An 18,151-nucleotide genomic window follows, 5' to 3' on the forward strand; every position below is an offset into this window, starting at 1 on the left:
CGCAGTCGTCTTCGAGTGCCGCGGCTACCGTGCCGCCGATGCTGTCTGCTGTCCGCCCGGGCGGGTACCGCTGTGCCGCCGTCGCGCAGAGCCCTCCGAATCTTGCCTCGTTGTACCCAACGGCGGCAAGGCATCCGGGGTGAGCAACGCACGGCGCTCGTGGAGGAAGTCGTGCGGGTAGCCCAACGTGATCCGCGACGCGTCGTCGAGTTGTGCGAGGTGTGCGTCGTTCAGCACCACCGCGGCGGCACCGAGATTGTCCCGCAGTTGCGCAACGGTCCGGGCTCCGATCGAGACCATCGGTCCGCGGTGCCTCACCCATGCGAGCGCGACCTGCGCAGGCGAGTGACCGAGTTCCTTCGCGATCGTCTGCGTCACCTCGACCACGCGGCGCGCACGGCCCGACAGCCGGGCCAGACTCTCCTCCGTGTGTTCGCGTGCCAGGACGCCGCGGGCGAGGGGACTCCAGGCGCTCACCGCGAGCCCGAGTTCCTCCGCCATGGGCAGCAGTTCCCGCTCCGGCGTCCGGGCGACGAGCGAGTACTCGATCTGCATCGCACAGAACGACGTCCACCCTCTGAGTTCCGCGATCGCATCCGACCGGGAGACAACCCATGCGGGCGTGTTGGAAATGCCGAGGGCCAGGACTTTTCCCGAACGCACCAGATCGTCGAGCGCACGGAGGGTTTCCTCCGCCGGTGTGCAGCGGTCCCATGCGTGGACCCACAGCATGTCCACGTAATCGGTGCCCAGCCTCCTCAAGCTCGTCTCGACACTGCGGCGCAGACTCTTCCGGTTGCTCCCGCCGGAGTTCGCGTCGCGCGGGTCGGTCGGCAGTGTGTACTTGGTGCTCACGACCACCGCGTCGCGCTCGGGTGCGATCAATCGGCCGAGGATCTCTTCGCTCGCACCGTTGGTGTAGTTGTTCGCGGTGTCGACGAAATTTCCGCCGGCTGCGCGGTATTCGTCATAGACCTCACGAGAGGTCGCTTCGTCGGCACCGAATCCCCATTCCGTTCCGAAGGTCATGGTCCCCAGGCACCACTCGCTCACACGGAGGCCCGAGGATCCGAGAACCCGTTGCGCCATCCCGCTCGACAGCTGCTCAGGCATCGTCGTCCACCACCCAGTTGACGAAGCGGTGCAGCGGATACATGCCGTCGTGGGGCCCGCCCATACTGCCCTTCAGGGCGCTGCCGAGTCGCACGATTCGCTGGACTCCGGCAGTGGCGAGGAGGTCGCGGATCTCCGCCTTCCTCGACGCGGGATAGACGCCGACGGTCTGCGTCGCCACCGTGGCATAGGACGCAGCGTCCCGCATCTGCCCGACCGGAATGACGTTGACCGTCTTGTTGGTCGGGTGGAAGTCCACCATCTCCGGGGACCGCACCACGAGACCGCTGCCGTCGAACGTGCCCCATACGCGGTACTCGGGCTCGAGGAATCGCATGCCCTCCACCGCGTCCCGGATCTCGGCGCCGGGCTTCGGTCCGAATGCCTCCGCGAAATCGCGGTCCACGCCCAGTCGCTCGTGCAGCAGCGCGCAGAACCGGTCCACCTGTTCATCGTCGCCTTCGACACAGATGTGCCGGGCCGCGAGACACGCATCCTGGTTGAAGATCGTGGCGTCGAGGGCGGCCAGTTCGGCCACCTCACGCAGTGTCTCCTCGGACTCGAACGCCTCGCGTCCGACGATCGACATGGAAACCTTGGGGTCGAACGAGATGAGCTGGAAACCTGGACCCACGTACTTCGCGGCATTCTCGATGGCAGAGCCGCCACCCCACGCGACGAGTTTGTCGAAGTACTGCGAGCGGTAGAGAACGTTCTCGACCTTTTCGTCACCGCCTCGCCAGTACACCGCGGACATCGATCGGAGCACGGGGTGGTCGGGAGCGATGTCCGCCATCGTGCGGAGGACGGCCACGGTGGTGAACGGGTCGGCCGACGGCATCTTGAAGAGGTTGACGCCCTTGGTCAGGGCGGCGTCGGCGATCGTGGTCATCGCGGCGCTCGGGGAGTTGCCGGCCATCATGTGGACCAGGCGTGGCGGGAAGGCACGAACCCGGCTCACGCTGCCGTTCGGGTCGGTCCGTTCGGTCCAGCCGTCGAGGACGTCGAGGCTTCCGAAGGTCCGTTCGAGCCGGTATTCGAGCGCCTGCCGGGTCAGGAACTGTCCCGGGCGCGCGAAGGTGTTCTCGATGATCCGGCGCGGCAATGCGCTGACCTGCACCGTCATCTCGAGTGATTCCTGGAGGTATTCGTTCTTCTCCAGGGTCAGGTACTGCGCGGTTTCGACCAGGAAATCGATGATCTCCGCGACCGGAACGTCGAATGCGGGTCCGACCTCCGAACGGGGCGCGAACAATCCGTTGTACTCGAGACGCGGAGTCACGAACGGCACGCCGAAGTCGCGGGAGAGGTATTCGCTGTCCTCCCCCCAAATCAGTTCACCGCGGACGAAGTGCGGCACCCGGATCTTGGACGTGCGCGGCGCGGAAGCAGTTGTGGTCATGGTCGTCTCATTCCTCGATGAACCCGCGGACGTACGCATCCATGGTTCCGGCGCACGTGATCTTGTCGTCGTTGCCCAGGTCGGAATACCGCGCGATCTCGGGCAGGATCGTCTCGCCGGGGCGGCCGCACGGGCACCCGCCCTGCTCGACGACGATGCGGTCCCCGGAGATCGTGCCGCCCCAGCGTCCGTCGACGGTCAGGTCGAAGAACGCTGCACGGCCCTCGATTCTCCCGTCCTCCACGTCCGCGAGTTTCTCGCCGTCCTTGTCGAGAACGAACAGCACTAGCTCGTCGGGAACGTGATAGCGGCCGCCGAGGCATCTGGGCATGCGGAGGTTGAGTTCCTGCATGGAGTAGTAGTGGAAGAAGCGCTCGGGCGCGACGTTGAGCATTGTGAAGATCTGCTCCTGGTAATCCGCCGGCAGCGTGCTGCCCTTGAGTCCGCCGCCGACCGTCAGTGCGTTTGCGCCCGAAATGCTGCCCTCCCGGGCACCTTTCTCCCGGAGGATTTCCACCAAGCGGAACAGTTGCGTGAACTGGGCATTGAAGAAGATCTCCTCGGTGGGCCGCGCGAGGATGTGGTCGGCCCAGTGGTGCAGACGCCGTTCCTGTTCTGCCGCACGGCCGTGCGCCTCCGCCTCGAACGCAGCGATGTCGTCCGGGGTGGCCGTTCCGTCGGCCATGGCACGCCGCATCGCTTGCAGCCGGGCCATGTAGCGGTGGTGCCCGACCGGCGGAGTGCCGTCGAACAACGGGATGCCATCGGGCCGGCGGTAGTTGTCGATGATCAGGTCACGCATGGCGACGTGTGCGCTCTGCCCGGTATCGGGTCCGACGGGGATGACGTGCCAGCGGCGTTCCGGCGGCATTCCGAGTTCGGTGAGCCCGTCGATCATGTTCTGCATGTTGGCTTCACGATCGCGGACCGACTTGTTGAGGAAGGAACCTTTACCGCTCGTCCCACTCGAGCTCGACACGAGGTGACCCGCCGCCTCGAGTGCCTCGATCCATTCGTCGACGTCGGAGACGCTCGTGACGTCGACGTCGGTCACGCGGTGCGTCGACAGCGAGTCGATCCAGCGGTTCATGCTCGACCAGCGGCCTTTGGCGATGAGCGATTCCGGGTAGCTCTTGTAGGTCGTGTGCGGGAACAGCAACGGAACCATGTCCTCGCGGGACGTGATTTCGGTGATGCCTTCTGCCTCTGCGCGCTGGTGCAGCACAGGGACCTGATGGCGTCGTTCCTGAAACTTCGCGTCGAGTGCTTCGATCACATCGTTCTTGTCCTGCGTAATTGACATTTCCCCTCCGGCGATATGCGATTTCCGTAACCATACCCACGGGTCAAGTTTTCTGTCTATGCCCGGATCGCTTTGGCACACTGACGGATATGACGAGTTCCCCGGCCCCCGGCGAAGGCACGAAGCGAAACAAGGGTGGACGCCCGACAGCCGAACAAGCCTCGGATCTCGATCGCCGTATCCGGGAAAGCGCCCTCGAGCTATTTCTGAAACACGGCTACGAAGGCACCTCCATGAACGGCATCGCGGCCGCAGCCCGCACGACGAAACCCTCGTTGTATGCGCGTTTTCCCACCAAGGAGGCGGTGTTCCGATCCGTGATGGGGTGGGTGGTGCAGCGCACCGATTGGCCGTTCCCCGAACCGCCGGAACCCCCACTCGACGACCTCGAGGGCGCGCTGACCGAGATCGCCACGACCGCGCTGCGGCGGGCGCTCGATCCGTCGATGGTTCGTCTCGAACAGGTCGCGATCGCGCACGCTTCCAGCTACCCCGAGATCGCACGCCGGACGTACGGACGCGGCGCATGGCCCCGGACGAAACTCGTCGCCGACCTGCTGCGGCACCATGCCGGGAACGGCGATATCGTCGCCGACGATCCGGAGATGCTCGCTGAGTTGTTTCTCGGTATGGCCACGAGCGCGCCCGCCCGTCTCGCGTCGTTCGGCATCGTCCGGGACCCCGCCGAAGTCGACAAACGTACACGGGCCGCCGTGAAGCTGTTCCTACATGGTCTGGGCGCTACCTGACCAGACTTCGCATCCTGTCGGCGTCGGCGGAAGACCGTGAACACCCACCGTCATCGGCAAACTCATACGTCCGCTCGTTGTCGCGCACGACTCGCGGCACACACACCACCGTCGACGAGCACATCGGTGCCGTTGACGAATCCCGCATCGCCGGACAGCAGGAACGCGACGACAGCGGCAAGTTCGTCGGCATCGCCGGTTCTGCCGAGCGGTGTCATCTTCACCATCTCGCCGATTCGCTCGTTGTGCGCCGCCTCCTGCCGGCCCTGCGGGGTGTCGATCATGCCGGGCGAGACCGAGCATGCCCGCGCTCCGACAGCACCGAGACGAATCGCTTCGTCGCGCGCGAACTGTTGCACGCCGTATTTCGCCCACGCGTACGCGACTCCGGTGTGCTCCACCGCCTCACCCACGGATTCGCGCACACGATCCAGAAAGTCCTCGGCGAGCGGGTTCGACAACACCGCCGCGATCTCCGGAGATGCGTGGATCTGCCCGATGGTCGGCGCCATCGAGGCGAAGTACACCGATGCGGTACCGGCGGTCGCCAGCGGACGCAACGCCTCCGCGAGCAGAGCCGTGCCGACGAGATCCACAGAGAAGATGCGGCGCCAATCGGCCATGGTGGGCGAGATTCCGGCCGCGTGCGCAACCGACCGGAGAGTACCGAGTTCGGCGACACGGCGAGCGAGTCGCGCGAGGCCCTCGGCGTCGGTGACGTCGAGCACGAACGGTTCGACCCGTGTTCGTTCGGTCGACAATCCCTCGGCCGCCGCGGTCACCGTCACCTCGTCCAGATCGATGAGCAGCAACGTGTCGACCGTGCCGACCATCCGCGCCGCGCACGCGTATCCCATTCCGCGGCCGGCCCCGGTCGCAATCCCGACTGTTGTCACAGTTTTCGCCCCTTGGTAAGTGCCGTGTCGTGTCCGGCGTTCAGTGTTGCGGTGCCCAGCATCCCGACAACCCCGGTTCGGCTGCGCGGGTCACGAGTTCGACGAGCAGCCCCGTTCGGCTGCGCGCGAACGCGAAGAACAGCCCACCTCCGGGCGCGGCCCGCGTGGCCTCCACGGAGTAACCCTGGCGTTCGAGTTCGGCACAGTCCGCATCGACGTCGTCGGACCAGTACCCGAGGTGGTGCACCCCGGAGGTCGCCTGCCACATGGTTCCGGGAACGCTCGCAACGACTTCGATCCGCGGCGTCGTGACGGAATAGGAGCATTCGAGCGTCACCACGGCTTCGCCGGTCGGGAGTTCCACAGAAACAGGACCACCCACCTGCGGCCCCCAGCTGTAACCGAGCAGGTCCGACAGCTCGTCGCGCGCCGCCCCCGGGTCGTCCGCGACGATCCCGAAATGGAACAGATCCTCTGCCTTCACTGCCGCCTCCGAACGTAGGGGTTTCGCAACGACCCGAACCCGTGTAAGAATCGTATTCTGAGTTGCGAGAAAGATATTCTCATAGTTGGAGAGGAGGCACAATGGCGTGGGACTTCGAAACCGATCCCGAGTACCAGGAAAAGCTGGACTGGGCTGACGCGTTCGTGCGAAACGAGGTAGAGCCGCTCGATCTGGTGTGGGAGCACCAGCAGTTCGTGCCGCTCGACGGACTCCGCCGCAAGGCCATCGATCCCCTCAAGGAGCAGGTCCGGCAGCAGGGACTCTGGGCGACGCATCTCGGCCCCGAACTCGGCGGCCAGGGCTACGGACAACTCAGACTCGCGCTGCTCAACGAGATCCTCGGGCGATCGTCCTGGGCGCCGATCGTGTTCGGCTGCCAGGCTCCCGACACCGGTAACGCCGAGATCATCGCGCACTACGGAACCCCCGAGCAGAAGGCGCGCTACCTGCAGCCGTTGCTCGACGGGGAGATCTTCTCCTCGTACTCGATGACCGAGCCCCAGGGCGGCGCCGACCCCGCGCAGTTCCGGACCCGCGCCGTCAGGGATGGCGACGACTGGGTCATCAACGGCTGGAAGTACTTCTCCTCCAACGCGCGGACTGCGGCGTTCCTCATCGTGATGGTCGTGACGGACCCCGACGTCCCGGTGCACAAGGGAACATCCATGTTCCTCGTTCCCACCGATACGCCCGGGGTCGAGATCGTCCGCAACGTCGGACTGTACGGCGAGCCGATGAACGACGGCACCCACGCACTCATCCATTACAACGATGTGCGCGTGCCCCACGAGGCACTCCTGGGCGCGGAAGGTCAGGCCTTCGCGGCGGCCCAGACACGCCTCGGCGGTGGCCGGATCCATCACGCGATGCGGACGATCGGCCTCGCGCAGAAGGCCGTCGACATGATGTGCGAGCGCGTACTGAGCCGTGAAACCGCCGGTAGCCGCCTTGCGGACAAGCAGACCGTGCAGGGCTACATCGCCGACTCGTACGCGCAGCTCGCCCAGTTCCGGCTGTTCGTGTTGAACACGGCATGGAAGATCGACAAGTACAACGACTACAAGAAGGTCCGCAAGGACATCGCCACCGCGAAGATCGTGATGCCGACCGTGCTGCACGACATCGCATGGCGCGCAATGCAGGTGCACGGCGCTCTCGGTGTCACCAACGAGATGCCGTTCTTCAGGATGATCCACGGCGCAGCCGTGATGGGCCTCGCCGACGGACCGACCGAGGTGCACAAGACCACGGTCGCCAAGCAGGTCCTCCGCGACTACGAGCCCACCCACGACATGTGGCCGTCGGAGTGGATTCCGAAGAAGCAGGAAGCAGCCCGGGCGAAACTCGCCGACTACCTCGAACTCGAAGTGGGAAACCAGTGATCGATACCTCGCGACTCGCCGAATGGATGGACGAGCAGGGCCTGCCCGGCAAGGGTGCGCCGCTCGAAGCCAAGTACCTGTCCGGCGGTACCCAGAACGAAATCTACAAGCTCACCCGTGACGACTTCACCAGCGTCATCCGTATCCCGCCGGCTGCGGCACCCGCCGACCGCGACAAGGGAATCATGCGCGAGTGGCGCATCATCCAGGGCCTCGACGGCACCGATGTCCCGCACACCGAAGCCGTCGCGGCCTGCGAGGACAAGTCCGTCCTGGGCCGGTCGTTCTACCTCATGGGATACGTCGACGGATGGTCGCCGATGGATCACCGGGAGGCATGGCCGGCACCCTTCGACACCGATCTCGAAGCGCGCGCGGGCCTGGCCTATCAGCTCGCCGAAGGCATCGCGCTGCTCTCGAAGGTCGACTGGAAGGCTCAGGGCCTGCAGGACCTCGGCCGGCCCGAGGGTTTCCACGACCGTCAGGTCGACCGCTGGACCACATTCTTCGAACGGATCAAGGGACGTGAAATCGAAGGTCTGGACGTCGCTACCAAGTGGCTGCAGAACCATCGCCCGCTCGACTACATCCCGGGCCTGATGCACGGCGACTACCAGTTCGCGAACGTGATGTTCCAGCACGGTGCGCCAGCAAAGCTCGCCGCCCTCGTCGACTGGGAGATGGGCACGGTCGGCGATCCCAAGCTCGACCTCGCGTGGATGGTCATGAACTGGCCCGAGGACATGAACTCGCCGAGCGCCGCCGAGGCCACCTACGTCGACCTCCGGGGAATGCCGAACCGGTCCGAACTGGTCCAGCACTACTCGGAGATCTCCGGCCGCCAGGTCGACGACCTCGACTACTACCTCGTGCTGGCCAAGTGGAAGCTCGCGATCGTCCTGGAGCAGGGTTTCCAGCGTGCAGGTGACGACGTGAAACTGCAGTCGTACGGGCCGGTGATCGTCAACCTGATGAAGTCGGCCGCGGACCTCGCCGAATCCACGGAGTACAAGGGATGACCGCAGCAGCAGTCGAAGGGCTGGTTCGTGAGCAGCACGGCCCGATCCTCGTGCTGCGCATCGACCGCCCCGATGCGCGGAACGCGCTGACGGGTGCGGTGATCCGCGGACTCGGTGCCGCGATCGCGGACGCCGAGCGCGATCCGGATGTCCGGGCCGTCGTGCTCACCGCTACCGGGGACCGCGCGTTCTGCGCCGGGATGGATCTGCGGGCGTTCGCACGCGGCGACGACATCGGACTCGGAACCGACGACGCCGCGGCCGCCTATGCGCGGCTCTGCCAGGGAAAGCTCGGGATACCGGTGATCGGTGCCGCCAACGGCAGCGCGGTGGGCGGAGGGCTCGAACTTCTCCTCGGGGCCGACATCATCGTCGCCTCGTCTGCGGCGAAGTTCGGTCTGCCCGAGGTCAAGCGGGGTCTCTTCCCGGCCGGCGGAGGGACCTCCATCGGGACGCGTATTCCGGTCGGCGCCGCACTCGAGATCGCACTGACCGGTGATCCGATCACCGCGCAACGCGGGTACGAACTCGGGCTGATCAATGCCGTGGTCGAACCCGACGAGGTGCTGAACACCGCTCTGGACTACGCGCGGCGCATCGCCGCGAACGCTCCTCTCGGACTCGCCGCGGTCAAGGAACTCGTACGGTCCTCGCTGACCGATCCGGAATATGCGTCGGAGCGGCTCGGATACTGGCAGTCCCTGGTGTTCGCCAGCGACGATGCCAAGGAGGGCGCTGCGGCATTCATGGAGAAGCGGGCGCCGGCCTGGCAGGGGCAATGAGTACCGTGCGTGCGGCGGTCTGTGCGGAGTACGGGCCACCCGAGATCATCGAGATCCGGGATCTTCCGTCGCAACCACTCGCGCCCGGACAGGTCCGGGTGCGGGTGGGTGCGGCGGCGGTGAATTTTCCCGACGTGTTGCTGGTCGCGAACAAGTACCAGATCAGCGTGCCGCCCCCGTTCGTACCGGGTAGCGAGTACGCCGGAGTGGTCACCGAGATCGCGGGCGACACCGGGGAGTTCACCGTAGGAGACCGGGTCACGGGCACCAGCCTGGTCGGAGCCTTCGCCGAAGAAGTGGTGGCGCCGACGGCATCGCTGAAGGCGATTCCCGACGGCATCGACGACCGCACGGCTGCGTCCTTCGGCGTGGCCCATCGCACCGCGTACCACACCCTCCGGTCGGTTGCCCGGCTCCAACCGGCCGAGCGACTGGTCGTACTCGGCGCCGGAGGCGGTGTCGGTCTCGCCGCCGTACAACTGGGTGTCGCGCTGGGTGCGTCCGTGACCGCTGTCGCGTCGTCGCCCGACAAACTCGCGGTCGCCGAGAAGTACGGGGCCGAGCACCTGATCGACCACCGGGCGGGCGACCTGCGTGGCGCCCTGAAGCAGGTGCTGCCGGAGGGGGCCGATGTCGTAGTGGATCCGGTCGGCGGCGACCTCTCGGTACCGGCACTCCGGTCCCTGAGGCGCGGCGGCCGATTCGTCACGGTGGGCTATGCGTCGGGCACGATACCGGAGATTCCGCTGAATCTCGTTCTGGTGAAGGGCCTTCGCATCATGGGATTCCAGTTCCAGGACCTCGATCCCGACGAGTACCGGCGTAACGAGGCAGAACTGGTCGACCTGCTGATGTCCGGCCGGGCGGTACCTCACATCGGAGCGGAATACCCGCTGGAGGACGTTTCCCGCGCACTGCGTCACGTGGCGGACGGTCGAGCAATCGGAAAGGTCGTGGTGGACATCGCGCGGTGACCCTGCGCGATAGGTCCACACACGACGACACGGCCCGAAACCCAGGGGGATTCGGGCCGTGTCGTATTCGTCAGCGAATGCTGGTGAGGGTACGTGTCGCCGGCATCGATCCCACGCCGTCGGTACGGAAGGACTCGGTGAACCCGACGTCCACGTGTGAGTTCGTCGCAGCCTGGAGTGCGTGCGCCTTGAAAACTCGTGCCGCTCTGCTCAACCGGTGCTGCGTGGAACCGAACCGGGAGTCGAGCTCGGAAGGAACCCCCTCGCCCCACATCGTGATCGTGGTGGGATGCTTCGCCAAGGTCTCGAGCAGCCCCTGACGGATCCGTGCGTCGGCTTCGTAGAGGTCTGTCGCCACCGCGACGGTTTCGGGCATCGGGCCGTGCGGGGAACACTCCAGTGCCGATTCGAGGTCGACCGTAGTGGCACCGAGGATCTCGAGGGGTCGGATGTCGGCATTTCCGGGCACCAGGACGACGACCTCCCATCCCGCGGCCACCTGGTCGTACAGCCAGCCGCCGGTGTATCGCACTGCGTCGGCGACACGAGGCGCGACGACTGCGAGTCGCCTCCTCAGAATGTGCTTGCGTGCATGAGCTGTTGCTCGAGAGACCGTGTGTAGTCCCCGAAAATCTCGGTCAGAGGGAGCGAACGATCGAGTAGCCATGAGGTTTCCATTCCGTTGAGGAAAGCAACAATCTCCACCGCCTTGACGGCTGGGTCCAGATCCGTTCGGTATCGGCCGGCGCACTGTCCGCGCCGGATCCCGGCCTCGACCGTGTCGAGTGCCGCTCGATATCGACCGAGTAGGCGATCGTGCAGTGGTGCATCCGGTTCGAGGTTCTCCACGAGGAGCACCGCGTACATGCCCACCAGATCCGGAGAGTCCCGGAAACGACCGGGGATCTTCCTGATCTGTTCGATCAGATCCCCGGACAGGTCCACACGAGCAAGGTCGTCGGCATCCCGCGCGTCGAGCACGGCATGCAACAACTCGGTCTTCGAATCGAAGTGATGCAACAGACCCGCCGGGCTCAGCCCTGCAGCCCGCGCGATCTGAGCAACACTGGTACCCCGCCACCCGTTCTTCGCCAGCAACCGTTGGGCGACGCCGAGAATTTGCGCCCTCCGATCCTCACCCCTGGCGAGGAGTGTGTCGTACGCACGGTGTTGCACCCTTGCTTCGCCTCCCCGTCGACCAAACCTACCGAACACACATTAGGTCGGTTTGCCCCCATGTGACAAGGGTCTCATCCAGTTTATTTTGCAACTCACGTCACACCAGGTCAGCGATCCGTCAACTCGACGATCGTGGCGTTCGCGGTCCCGCCGCCTTCGCACATCGTCTGGAGTCCGTACCGAAGTCCCTGGTCACGCATGTGATGGATCATCCTCGTCATCAGCACCGCACCCGATCCGCCGAGCGGGTGCCCCAGGGCGATGGCACCTCCGAGTGGATTGACCCGCCCGATGTCGGCGCCCGTTTCGGCAAGCCAGGCGAGCGGCACCGACGCGAATGCTTCGTTGACCTCGAAAACTCCCACATCCCCGAGCGCAATACCGGCTTTGCCGAGCACCTTCTCGGTCGCCGGGATCGGGCCGGTGAGCATGAGGACCGGATCCGCTCCGGCGACCGCACCGGCGCGGTATCGCACCAGCGGGGTCAGTCCCAGCTCGCGCGCCTTCTCAGGGGTGGTCACCAGCAGCGCGGCCGCGCCGTCCGAGATCTGCGACGAGTTGCCGGCGTGGATGACTCCGTCCTCGGCGAATGCAGGCTTCAGCCCGGCAAGCTTGTCCACCGTGCTTCCCCGGCGGACGCCTTCGTCCGCGGAGACCAATCCGTGGTCGGTGGAGACCGGCACGATCTGCCCGTCGAACGCTCCCCGGTCCTGCGCCGCAGCGGCACGCTCGTGCGAGAGCACGGCGTACTCGTCCAGGTCGGTCCGCGAAAAACCCCACTTCTGCGCGATCTTCTCCGCCGAGATCCCCTGGTTGAACGCGAAGCCGTCGTAGCGGGCAAGCGCCTGGGGACCGTAGGGCATACCGGTGCCCCGCGCCGCACCGAGCGGCACCCGGCTCATCACCTCGACCCCACCGGCGACGACCACGTCCTGCTGACCGGACATCACGGCTTGCGCCGCAAAATCCAGTGCCTGCTGGCTCGAGCCGCACGCGCGGTTGACGGTGGTGCCCGGGATGGATTCGGGCCATCCGGCCGCGAGCACCGAGTAGCGCCCGACATTGCTGGACTGGTCGCCCACCTGCGACACGCAACCCCACACCACATCGTCGATCACGCTGGGATCGATACCCGTTCGCTCGGCAAGTGCCCGAAGGATGTGCGCCGACAGATCCACCGGGTGCACACCCGCCAGTCCTCCGTTGCGTTTGCCGACAGGTGTGCGGACCGCCTCGACGATGACAACTTCACGCATCTTTTTCTCTTCCGTTCGTATCCGGTTGTTGCTTCACGCGGGGCACACCGGGCACCGACTCCGGGGCGGCGGCGCCACCGATCGCCCAGCGACCGGTGAACCTCGCGTCCCGTTTCTCCGCGAAGGCGGCGAAAGCTTCGGGCGCGTCCGCGGTGGCGAAATTGACCGCCTGTGCGCGGGCTTCCCCGGCCAGCGACTCGCGGAGGGTGCGATCGACCCCTTCGTTCAACAGCGCCTTGGTCTGGGAGAGTGCAACCGGCGGCCCCGCGACGAGACGACCGGCGAGGTCGTCGACGAACCCGTCGATGGTGTCCTCGGACTCGACCCAGGTCACCAGGTTCAATCGATGGGCTTGTTCCGCGTCGATCGTCTCGGCGAGCAGAGCCAGCCTCTTCGCCTGTTGCAGGCCGACAAGCTTGGGCAGCAACCAGGATCCGCCGAGGTCCAACGACAGCCCCCGCCGCGAGAAGATCTGTGAGAACGTGGATCTCGGAGTCGCGACAACGAAATCGCACCCCAGCGCCAGATTCCATCCGGCTCCGACGGCCACACCGTCGATCTTCGCGATGGTCGGCACCGGAAGTTCGTGCAGGAGCAATGCAATGTCCGTGAGGACACGCATCTTGCGCAAAGGGTGTGCCCGGCCGGGATTGGACAGATCGGCTCCGGAACAGAACGCGCCGCCGGCGCCGGTCACCACGAGCACCCGTACCTCGGGGTCCTGACCGGCCTCGTCGAGGGCGTTGCGCAGCGCATCCCACAAACCGCTGTCGAGTGCGTTCTTGCGGGCGGGCCGATTCAATGTCAGCGTTCGCACACCACCGCGATCGTCGACGAGCAGTGAGTCCCCGGCCGTCACCGGCTCTGCCTCGCAGACGATTCCGGGAACCGGTACGCGGGACCGATTGCGCCCTGCGCACGAAGTTCCTCGATTTGATCCGACCTGAATCCGGCGTCGGCGAGCACCCGTGCGGTGTGTTCACCGAGGCCCGGAACGGCGCCCATCGGCGGCTCGAAGCCTGTGATCACCGGCGGTGGCAAGAGCGCGTCGATCGGACCGTTCGGCGAATCCACCTCACGCCACCTGTCACGCGCCGTCAATTGTGGATGCACGAGCACTTCGCTCGGCAGGTTGTATCGGGCGTTGCCGATCCCCGCCTCGTCTGCGACCTTCTGCACGTGGTCGAGCGGGTACTGGGCGCACCACTGTGAGATCGCCTCGTCGAGAACCGCCCTGTTCTCACACCGTCCGGTATTGGTGCGGAAACGCTCGTCGTCGGCGAGATCGTCACGTCCGATGATCTCGCGTGCGAGTCGCTGCCACTCCCGGTCGTTGGTCGTACCGAGCACCACGGTCTGGTCGTCGGCCGTCCGGTACGCACCGTAGGGCGAGACCGCCGGTGAACTCATTCCGCGCGGTTGCTGATCCACACCCGAGTACCGCGTGTAGGTGAGCGGATATCCCATGATCTCGGTCATGGTGTCGAACAGACTCACGGACACCGAGGTCAGCGCCCCGACACGTCCACGATGCCGTTCCCTGCCGCACAGCAGCGCGAGAATCGACACGGCCGCATACAGCCCCGTGCTGATGTCGGCGACGGGAGGACCCGGTTTCGCCGGCATATCGGGGAAACCGGTCACCGCGCACGCGCCCGACTCCGCCTGCACGAGCAGGTCGTACGCGCGCTTGTGGGACAGCGGTCCCCCTTGGCCGTAACCGTCGATCTCGACGGCGATCAGATCGGGGTAGCGCTCCGCAAGCATCTCTTGTGAGATGCCGAGTCGCGCAGTGGCTCCCGGAGCGAGATTCGACACAAGTACGTCGGCACCGGCCAGCAGCGTGTGCAAGGTTGCGATTCCGGCGTCCGACTTCAGGTCGATCGTGACGGATTCCTTGCCCCGGTTCGCCCACACGAAGTGCGCGGCCATGCCGTTGACAACATCGTCGTAGTCGCGGGCGAAATCACCGCCCCGAGGGTTTTCGATCTTGATGACCCGCGCCCCGAAGTCGGCGAGCGTGCGAGTACACATCGGCGCCGAGACGGCCTGCTCGAGCGTCACGACCGTGACCCCTGAAAGCGGGCCCTCCGGACTCGTCGGGTCGGTCATCACATCACCATGCCACCGTCTACCGGCAGCACCTGGCCGGTGATGAACGACGCGGCATCCGTGGCGAGGAATACGAAAGCGCCGGCAACCTCCGAGGGTTCGGCCCAGCGCCGCAGAGGGATTCGGTTCAGCATGGTCGCGGCGAACTTCTCGTTCGTGCGAATCGTCTCCGTCATCGGTGTCGCAGCGAGCGGAGCAAGCGCGTTGACGAGGATGTTCTTCCGCGCGAGCTCGCGTGCCAGCGACTTGGTCATTCCGATGATCCCGGCCTTCGCCGCCGAGTAGTTCACCTGGCCGAGAGTGCCCGTGATTCCGGCGGACGAGGTGACGTTGATGATGCGTCCGGTGCCGTCCGTGGCCAGGAAAGGAAGCGCTGCCTGCGAACACGTGAAGGCACCGAGGACGTGGATGTCGTGGATGCGCTGGAAGGATTCGATGCTCGTCTCCGCGAACATCGCGGGATCGGTGACGCCGGCGTTGTTGACCAGAATGTGCAGGACGCCTTCGGTGAAGCCGGCGGCCCGCGCGGCCGCAGAATCGGCGGCGGCCCGGTCGCGAACATCCAATGCGGCACTGTCTGCCTTGCCGCCGTTCTGCGAAATCCTCTCGGCCACAGCCGCAGCCGCATCACCGTCCACGTCGGTGACGAGAACTGCAGCGCCGGCTGCGGCGAGCGCCTCCGCCACCGCCGACCCGATGCCACCTGCAGCGCCGGTGACCAGCGCCGACCGTCCGGTGAGGTCGAAAAGGTTGTTCTTCTCCGCCATCAGTAACTCCTCGGCAATCCCAAAACGTGCGAGCCCAGGAAGTTCAGGATCATTTCCTGGCTGATCGGTGCAATGCGCATGACGCGTGCCTCACGGAAGTAGCGCGAGACGTTGTATTCCTCCGAGTACCCCATGCCACCGTGCGTCTGCAGCGCACGGTCCGCAGCGGTGAATCCTGCGTCGGCACAGAGGTATTTCGCTGTGTTGGCTTCCCTGCCACACGGCTCTCCGTTGTCGTAGAGCCATGTTGCCTTGCGGAGCACCAGTTCTGCGGCGTCGAGGTGTGCCAGCGAATCCGCGAGGGGGAACTGGATGCCCTGGTTCATTCCGATGGGCCGGCCGAACACTTCGCGTTCGTTGCCGTACTTGACGGCCTTGTCGAGTGCGACCCGCCCGATGCCGAGGGCTTCGGCCGCGATGAGCATCCGTTCGGGGTTGAGACCGTCGAGGAGGTAGCGGAAGCCCTGGCCTTCTTCTCCGACGCGGTCCTCGACCGGAATGTGCAGGTCGTCGATGAACAGTTCGTTCGACGTGACGGCGTTGCGTCCCATCTTCCGGATGGGCCTGATGTCGATCTTGCTGCGATCGAGGTCGGTCATGAACAGGGTCATGCCGTCGGTCTTCTTCTCGACCTCGTCGTAACGCTGTGTGCGAGTCAGCAGGAGGATCTTCTCCGACTCGGCCGCCTTCGAGATCCAGACCTTGCGGCCGTTGACGACGTAGTGGTCGCCGACGCGCTTGGCGAACGTGGTGATCCGCGACGTGTCGAGACCCGCACCCGGTTCGGTGACACCGAAACAGACGTGCAGGTCACCGTTCACGATGCGGGGCAGCGTCCGCGCCTTGAGTTCGTCGGACCCGTGCTTGACCACGGGTTGCATACCGAAAATGTTCAGGTGGATGGCGCTTGCGGCGTTCATACCGCCTCCCGAACGCGCCACCTCCTCGAGCAGCAGGGTCGCCTCGGTGATGCCGTAACCGTGCCCGCCGTACTCTTCGGGCATCGTGATGCCCAGCCAACCGCCGTCGGCCATCGTCTTGTAGAACTCGGACGGGAACTCGTGGGCGAGATCCTTTTCCATCCAGTACTGGTCGTCGAACTTCTTCGTCAGTTCGGCGACCGACGAACGGATCAGTTTCTGATCCTCGGTGAGGTCGAAACTCATGCCTCCCATGACTGCCCCCTCACGTCCGAGCCGCACGGCCGCACGAGTGCGCGGGGACGACGGTATTGCCGCGCAGTCTCCCGACAGCTTCGGAATTGTTCGGATGCACCGACCTTGCGGTGACTGCGTACCTGGACGCTCACTTCGTGCCCTTCTGCGATTCGTGCACCGGCTGTGCACCGTTCCCGGGAATGTGCCCGACGGTTTTCGAGCACCACTTCGAACGCACCGACCCGGATCGGTCAGTCGGATGCCGGCAACGCCTGTGCCGACTTCACGACCATGGGAACCCCGGCGTAACTGAGTTCGCCTGCGCCCGGGGAAGTGCAGAGCACCTCGACCGTGTCGTCGGCGTCGACGTACCGCTTACCGAGCAGTGTCCCGGTGCCGCCGGCCGGTTTCGACGGCCGGCCCGGAGGGGCAGGGATCATGGCTTCGCCACCACAGGCGAACTCCTGCACGCCTTCCGAGGGAACCCGGACAACGACGATTCTCGTCGAGCAGGCGGTGCTGGCGAGCTGCTGACCGGGGCGGAGCGGTGAAGGTGTGGTCACGGCGTACCTCTCTTTCGATCGCTCGGACACCGAGCGTGAGTTCTGCGAGTGCGCGACATCCGGAAAGCCGGGCCTGGGAGCCGCGTTCCACGGCATGCCCGAGCACGAGCGGCACAGAGCACCGGTTCGAGCAGCTCAATACAAGGAAACTATCTTCTCCATTGCGGAGAATCAACCTTTTCTCCCGGCGAACACCGCCAAGCAGATCGACCTCCTTTTTCAGACCTCGCGCGACGTACGCGCGCGGGGGGACCGGCTCGACACCTCGGTGACCTGCACATATCGCAGCGACAATGTGAGTGTTTGACACCCGACGCGAGTCATGGAAACCTATCGATCAGAAATGAGAATGTGATTCTCCGAGAGGGAGGAGGCTGGGAGTGGCCCTACTGCCCCCACTGCCGGCAGATCGATGGGACGACAAGGTTGATGCCGCCCTGAAAGGGCTCATGCCCAGGGATATGCGAAATCCGGAACGCGCGGGTGTCGCAATGGCGACGCTCGTGAACCACCCGGAGCTGACAAAGGCATTCCTCGGGTTCAGCGTGCATCTGCTCTTCCGGTCGACGCTGCCGCCCCGCCTTCGTGAGCTGGTCATCCTTCGTACCGCACATCTTCACGAATGCGAGTACGAGCGTGAGCATCACAAAGTCATTGCGGCGGCGGAAACCGACCTGACCGTAGACGAAATCGCCGCAGCGCTGGACGGCAAGTCGGACGATCCCTTCGAGCACACCGTGCTCGAGGCGGTCGACGAGCTTCACGAGTCCTCGCGGATTTCCGAACGGACATGGACGGCACTTTCAGCCCGTCTCGACACCAAACAACTCATGGACCTGATCTTCACCGTAGGTGGCTACAGCCTGATGGCGATGGCGTACAACACCTTCGGTATCGAGTTCGAAGACGAAAGGTAGAAAGCCTTGCCCCACTTCACCAAACCGGCCGAGGGAAGCTGGACCGAGCACTATCCCGAACTCGGTACCGCCCCG

The 18,151-nt window shown here is 65.3% G+C and carries 20 protein-coding genes; 7 read left to right on the forward strand and 13 right to left on the reverse strand.

Annotation, left to right across the window (positions count from 1 at the left end):
* Positions 1 to 24: 24 nt before the first annotated feature.
* From ACFWU2_RS12630 to ACFWU2_RS12640, 3 genes are read right to left on the reverse strand one after another with little or no spacing between them, the layout of a single operon-like run.
* Positions 25 to 1,113 carry an aldo/keto reductase gene (locus ACFWU2_RS12630; RefSeq protein WP_378606177.1) on the reverse strand — a complete coding sequence of 363 codons (1,089 nt, stop codon included), beginning with the start codon at positions 1,111 to 1,113 and terminating at the stop codon, positions 25 to 27.
* On the reverse strand, positions 1,106 to 2,515 hold the full coding sequence (locus ACFWU2_RS12635) for an acyl-CoA reductase (RefSeq protein ID WP_378606180.1): 1,410 nt from the start codon (positions 2,513 to 2,515) through the stop codon (positions 1,106 to 1,108). The genes ACFWU2_RS12630 and ACFWU2_RS12635 overlap by 8 nt, the downstream gene beginning before the upstream one ends.
* 7 nt (positions 2,516 to 2,522) lie before the next feature.
* On the reverse strand, positions 2,523 to 3,818 hold the full coding sequence (locus ACFWU2_RS12640; RefSeq protein WP_378606183.1) for a hypothetical protein: 1,296 nt from the start codon (positions 3,816 to 3,818) through the stop codon (positions 2,523 to 2,525).
* An 89-nt stretch (positions 3,819 to 3,907) separates the two neighbouring features.
* Here ACFWU2_RS12640 and ACFWU2_RS12645 point away from each other — a divergent pair, with 89 nt between their 5' ends.
* Positions 3,908 to 4,567: a TetR/AcrR family transcriptional regulator gene (locus tag ACFWU2_RS12645; protein WP_378606186.1), complete on the forward strand. Its 660-nt coding sequence runs from the start codon at positions 3,908 to 3,910 to the stop codon at positions 4,565 to 4,567.
* A gap of 62 nt (positions 4,568 to 4,629) precedes the next feature.
* Here the strand turns inward: ACFWU2_RS12645 and ACFWU2_RS12650 are convergent, their stop codons facing one another.
* Both ACFWU2_RS12650 and ACFWU2_RS12655 read right to left on the reverse strand, forming a co-directional pair.
* Positions 4,630 to 5,463 carry an SDR family oxidoreductase gene (locus ACFWU2_RS12650; protein WP_378606189.1) on the reverse strand — a complete coding sequence of 278 codons (834 nt, stop codon included), beginning with the start codon at positions 5,461 to 5,463 and terminating at the stop codon, positions 4,630 to 4,632.
* Positions 5,464 to 5,503: 40 nt separating this feature from the next.
* Positions 5,504 to 5,947 (reverse strand): VOC family protein, encoded by a 444-nt coding sequence (locus ACFWU2_RS12655; RefSeq protein WP_378606192.1) that lies wholly within the window; start codon positions 5,945 to 5,947, stop codon positions 5,504 to 5,506.
* Between the two features lie 101 nt (positions 5,948 to 6,048).
* Between ACFWU2_RS12655 and ACFWU2_RS12660 the strand changes: the two genes are divergently transcribed.
* Genes ACFWU2_RS12660 through ACFWU2_RS12675 form a run of 4 tightly spaced genes read left to right on the forward strand, consistent with a single transcriptional unit; the run spans position 6,049 to position 10,125 of the window.
* A complete protein-coding gene (locus tag ACFWU2_RS12660) occupies positions 6,049 to 7,350 on the forward strand; it encodes an acyl-CoA dehydrogenase family protein (protein WP_378606195.1) in 1,302 nt (433 codons plus the stop codon).
* Positions 7,347 to 8,369 (forward strand): phosphotransferase family protein, encoded by a 1,023-nt coding sequence (locus tag ACFWU2_RS12665; protein WP_378606198.1) that lies wholly within the window; start codon positions 7,347 to 7,349, stop codon positions 8,367 to 8,369. Before ACFWU2_RS12660 ends, ACFWU2_RS12665 begins: the two co-directional genes overlap by 4 nt.
* Complete coding sequence (locus ACFWU2_RS12670; protein ID WP_378606201.1) at positions 8,366 to 9,151, forward strand: enoyl-CoA hydratase/isomerase family protein; 786 nt, start codon at positions 8,366 to 8,368, stop codon at positions 9,149 to 9,151. Before ACFWU2_RS12665 ends, ACFWU2_RS12670 begins: the two co-directional genes overlap by 4 nt.
* A 5-nt stretch (positions 9,152 to 9,156) precedes the next feature.
* Complete coding sequence (locus ACFWU2_RS12675) at positions 9,157 to 10,125, forward strand: NADPH:quinone oxidoreductase family protein (protein ID WP_378606294.1); 969 nt, start codon at positions 9,157 to 9,159, stop codon at positions 10,123 to 10,125.
* Positions 10,126 to 10,195: 70 nt separating this feature from the next.
* Here ACFWU2_RS12675 and ACFWU2_RS12680 read toward each other — a convergent pair whose 3' ends face one another.
* The 8 genes from ACFWU2_RS12680 to ACFWU2_RS12715 all read right to left on the reverse strand — a co-directional run bounded on the left by ACFWU2_RS12680 (position 10,196) and on the right by ACFWU2_RS12715 (position 17,159).
* On the reverse strand, positions 10,196 to 10,657 hold the full coding sequence (locus tag ACFWU2_RS12680; protein WP_378606204.1) for a hypothetical protein: 462 nt from the start codon (positions 10,655 to 10,657) through the stop codon (positions 10,196 to 10,198).
* 41 nt (positions 10,658 to 10,698) lie between these two features.
* Positions 10,699 to 11,301: a TetR/AcrR family transcriptional regulator gene (locus ACFWU2_RS12685; RefSeq protein WP_378606207.1), complete on the reverse strand. Its 603-nt coding sequence runs from the start codon at positions 11,299 to 11,301 to the stop codon at positions 10,699 to 10,701.
* Positions 11,302 to 11,411: 110 nt separating this feature from the next.
* On the reverse strand, positions 11,412 to 12,560 hold the full coding sequence (locus tag ACFWU2_RS12690) for a thiolase family protein (RefSeq protein ID WP_378606210.1): 1,149 nt from the start codon (positions 12,558 to 12,560) through the stop codon (positions 11,412 to 11,414).
* Complete coding sequence (locus ACFWU2_RS12695; protein ID WP_378606212.1) at positions 12,553 to 13,419, reverse strand: enoyl-CoA hydratase/isomerase family protein; 867 nt, start codon at positions 13,417 to 13,419, stop codon at positions 12,553 to 12,555. The genes ACFWU2_RS12690 and ACFWU2_RS12695 overlap by 8 nt, the downstream gene beginning before the upstream one ends.
* Positions 13,416 to 14,672, reverse strand: a complete 1,257-nt coding sequence (locus ACFWU2_RS12700) for a CaiB/BaiF CoA transferase family protein (protein ID WP_378606215.1) — start codon at positions 14,670 to 14,672, stop codon at positions 13,416 to 13,418. The genes ACFWU2_RS12695 and ACFWU2_RS12700 overlap by 4 nt, the downstream gene beginning before the upstream one ends.
* Complete coding sequence (locus ACFWU2_RS12705; RefSeq protein WP_378606218.1) at positions 14,672 to 15,439, reverse strand: SDR family NAD(P)-dependent oxidoreductase; 768 nt, start codon at positions 15,437 to 15,439, stop codon at positions 14,672 to 14,674. Before ACFWU2_RS12705 ends, ACFWU2_RS12700 begins: the two co-directional genes overlap by 1 nt.
* A complete protein-coding gene (locus tag ACFWU2_RS12710; RefSeq protein ID WP_378606221.1) occupies positions 15,439 to 16,605 on the reverse strand; it encodes an acyl-CoA dehydrogenase family protein in 1,167 nt (388 codons plus the stop codon). The genes ACFWU2_RS12705 and ACFWU2_RS12710 overlap by 1 nt, the downstream gene beginning before the upstream one ends.
* Before the next feature lie 242 nt (positions 16,606 to 16,847).
* Entirely contained in the window at positions 16,848 to 17,159 is a 312-nt protein-coding gene (locus ACFWU2_RS12715; protein WP_378606224.1) for a hypothetical protein, read from the reverse strand.
* On the opposite strand from ACFWU2_RS12715, the gene ACFWU2_RS12720 reads away from it, so the two are divergent.
* Together ACFWU2_RS12720 and ACFWU2_RS12725 are read left to right on the forward strand one after the other, a co-directional pair.
* Positions 17,152 to 17,466 carry a hypothetical protein gene (locus ACFWU2_RS12720; RefSeq protein WP_378606227.1) on the forward strand — a complete coding sequence of 105 codons (315 nt, stop codon included), beginning with the start codon at positions 17,152 to 17,154 and terminating at the stop codon, positions 17,464 to 17,466. The two genes, ACFWU2_RS12715 and ACFWU2_RS12720, sit on opposite strands and share 8 nt — an antisense overlap.
* Positions 17,467 to 17,608: 142 nt before the next feature.
* Positions 17,609 to 18,076 carry a carboxymuconolactone decarboxylase family protein gene (locus ACFWU2_RS12725; protein ID WP_378606297.1) on the forward strand — a complete coding sequence of 156 codons (468 nt, stop codon included), beginning with the start codon at positions 17,609 to 17,611 and terminating at the stop codon, positions 18,074 to 18,076.
* Positions 18,077 to 18,151 lie beyond the last annotated feature (75 nt).

The organism is Rhodococcus sp. NPDC058639, assembly GCF_042717545.1.
Lineage (GTDB): Bacteria > Actinomycetota > Actinomycetes > Mycobacteriales > Mycobacteriaceae > Rhodococcus.

What these genes read in the sequence shown, in the direction of transcription:
- ACFWU2_RS12700 (WP_378606215.1), bottom strand. Translation starts at nt 14,672, where the DNA reads ATGACCGACCCGACGAGTCCGGAGGGCCCGCTTTCAGGGGTCACGGTC.
- ACFWU2_RS12710 (WP_378606221.1), bottom strand. Translation starts at nt 16,605, where the DNA reads ATGAGTTTCGACCTCACCGAGGATCAGAAACTGATCCGTTCGTCGGTC.
- ACFWU2_RS12640 (WP_378606183.1), bottom strand. Translation starts at nt 3,818, where the DNA reads ATGTCAATTACGCAGGACAAGAACGATGTGATCGAAGCACTCGACGCG.
- ACFWU2_RS12705 (WP_378606218.1), bottom strand. Translation starts at nt 15,439, where the DNA reads ATGGCGGAGAAGAACAACCTTTTCGACCTCACCGGACGGTCGGCGCTG.
- ACFWU2_RS12645 (WP_378606186.1), top strand. Translation starts at nt 3,908, where the DNA reads ATGACGAGTTCCCCGGCCCCCGGCGAAGGCACGAAGCGAAACAAGGGT.
- ACFWU2_RS12635 (WP_378606180.1), bottom strand. Translation starts at nt 2,515, where the DNA reads ATGACCACAACTGCTTCCGCGCCGCGCACGTCCAAGATCCGGGTGCCG.
- ACFWU2_RS12690 (WP_378606210.1), bottom strand. Translation starts at nt 12,560, where the DNA reads ATGCGTGAAGTTGTCATCGTCGAGGCGGTCCGCACACCTGTCGGCAAA.
- ACFWU2_RS12660 (WP_378606195.1), top strand. Translation starts at nt 6,049, where the DNA reads ATGGCGTGGGACTTCGAAACCGATCCCGAGTACCAGGAAAAGCTGGAC.
- ACFWU2_RS12670 (WP_378606201.1), top strand. Translation starts at nt 8,366, where the DNA reads ATGACCGCAGCAGCAGTCGAAGGGCTGGTTCGTGAGCAGCACGGCCCG.
- ACFWU2_RS12725 (WP_378606297.1), top strand. Translation starts at nt 17,609, where the DNA reads ATGCCCAGGGATATGCGAAATCCGGAACGCGCGGGTGTCGCAATGGCG.
- ACFWU2_RS12630 (WP_378606177.1), bottom strand. Translation starts at nt 1,113, where the DNA reads ATGCCTGAGCAGCTGTCGAGCGGGATGGCGCAACGGGTTCTCGGATCC.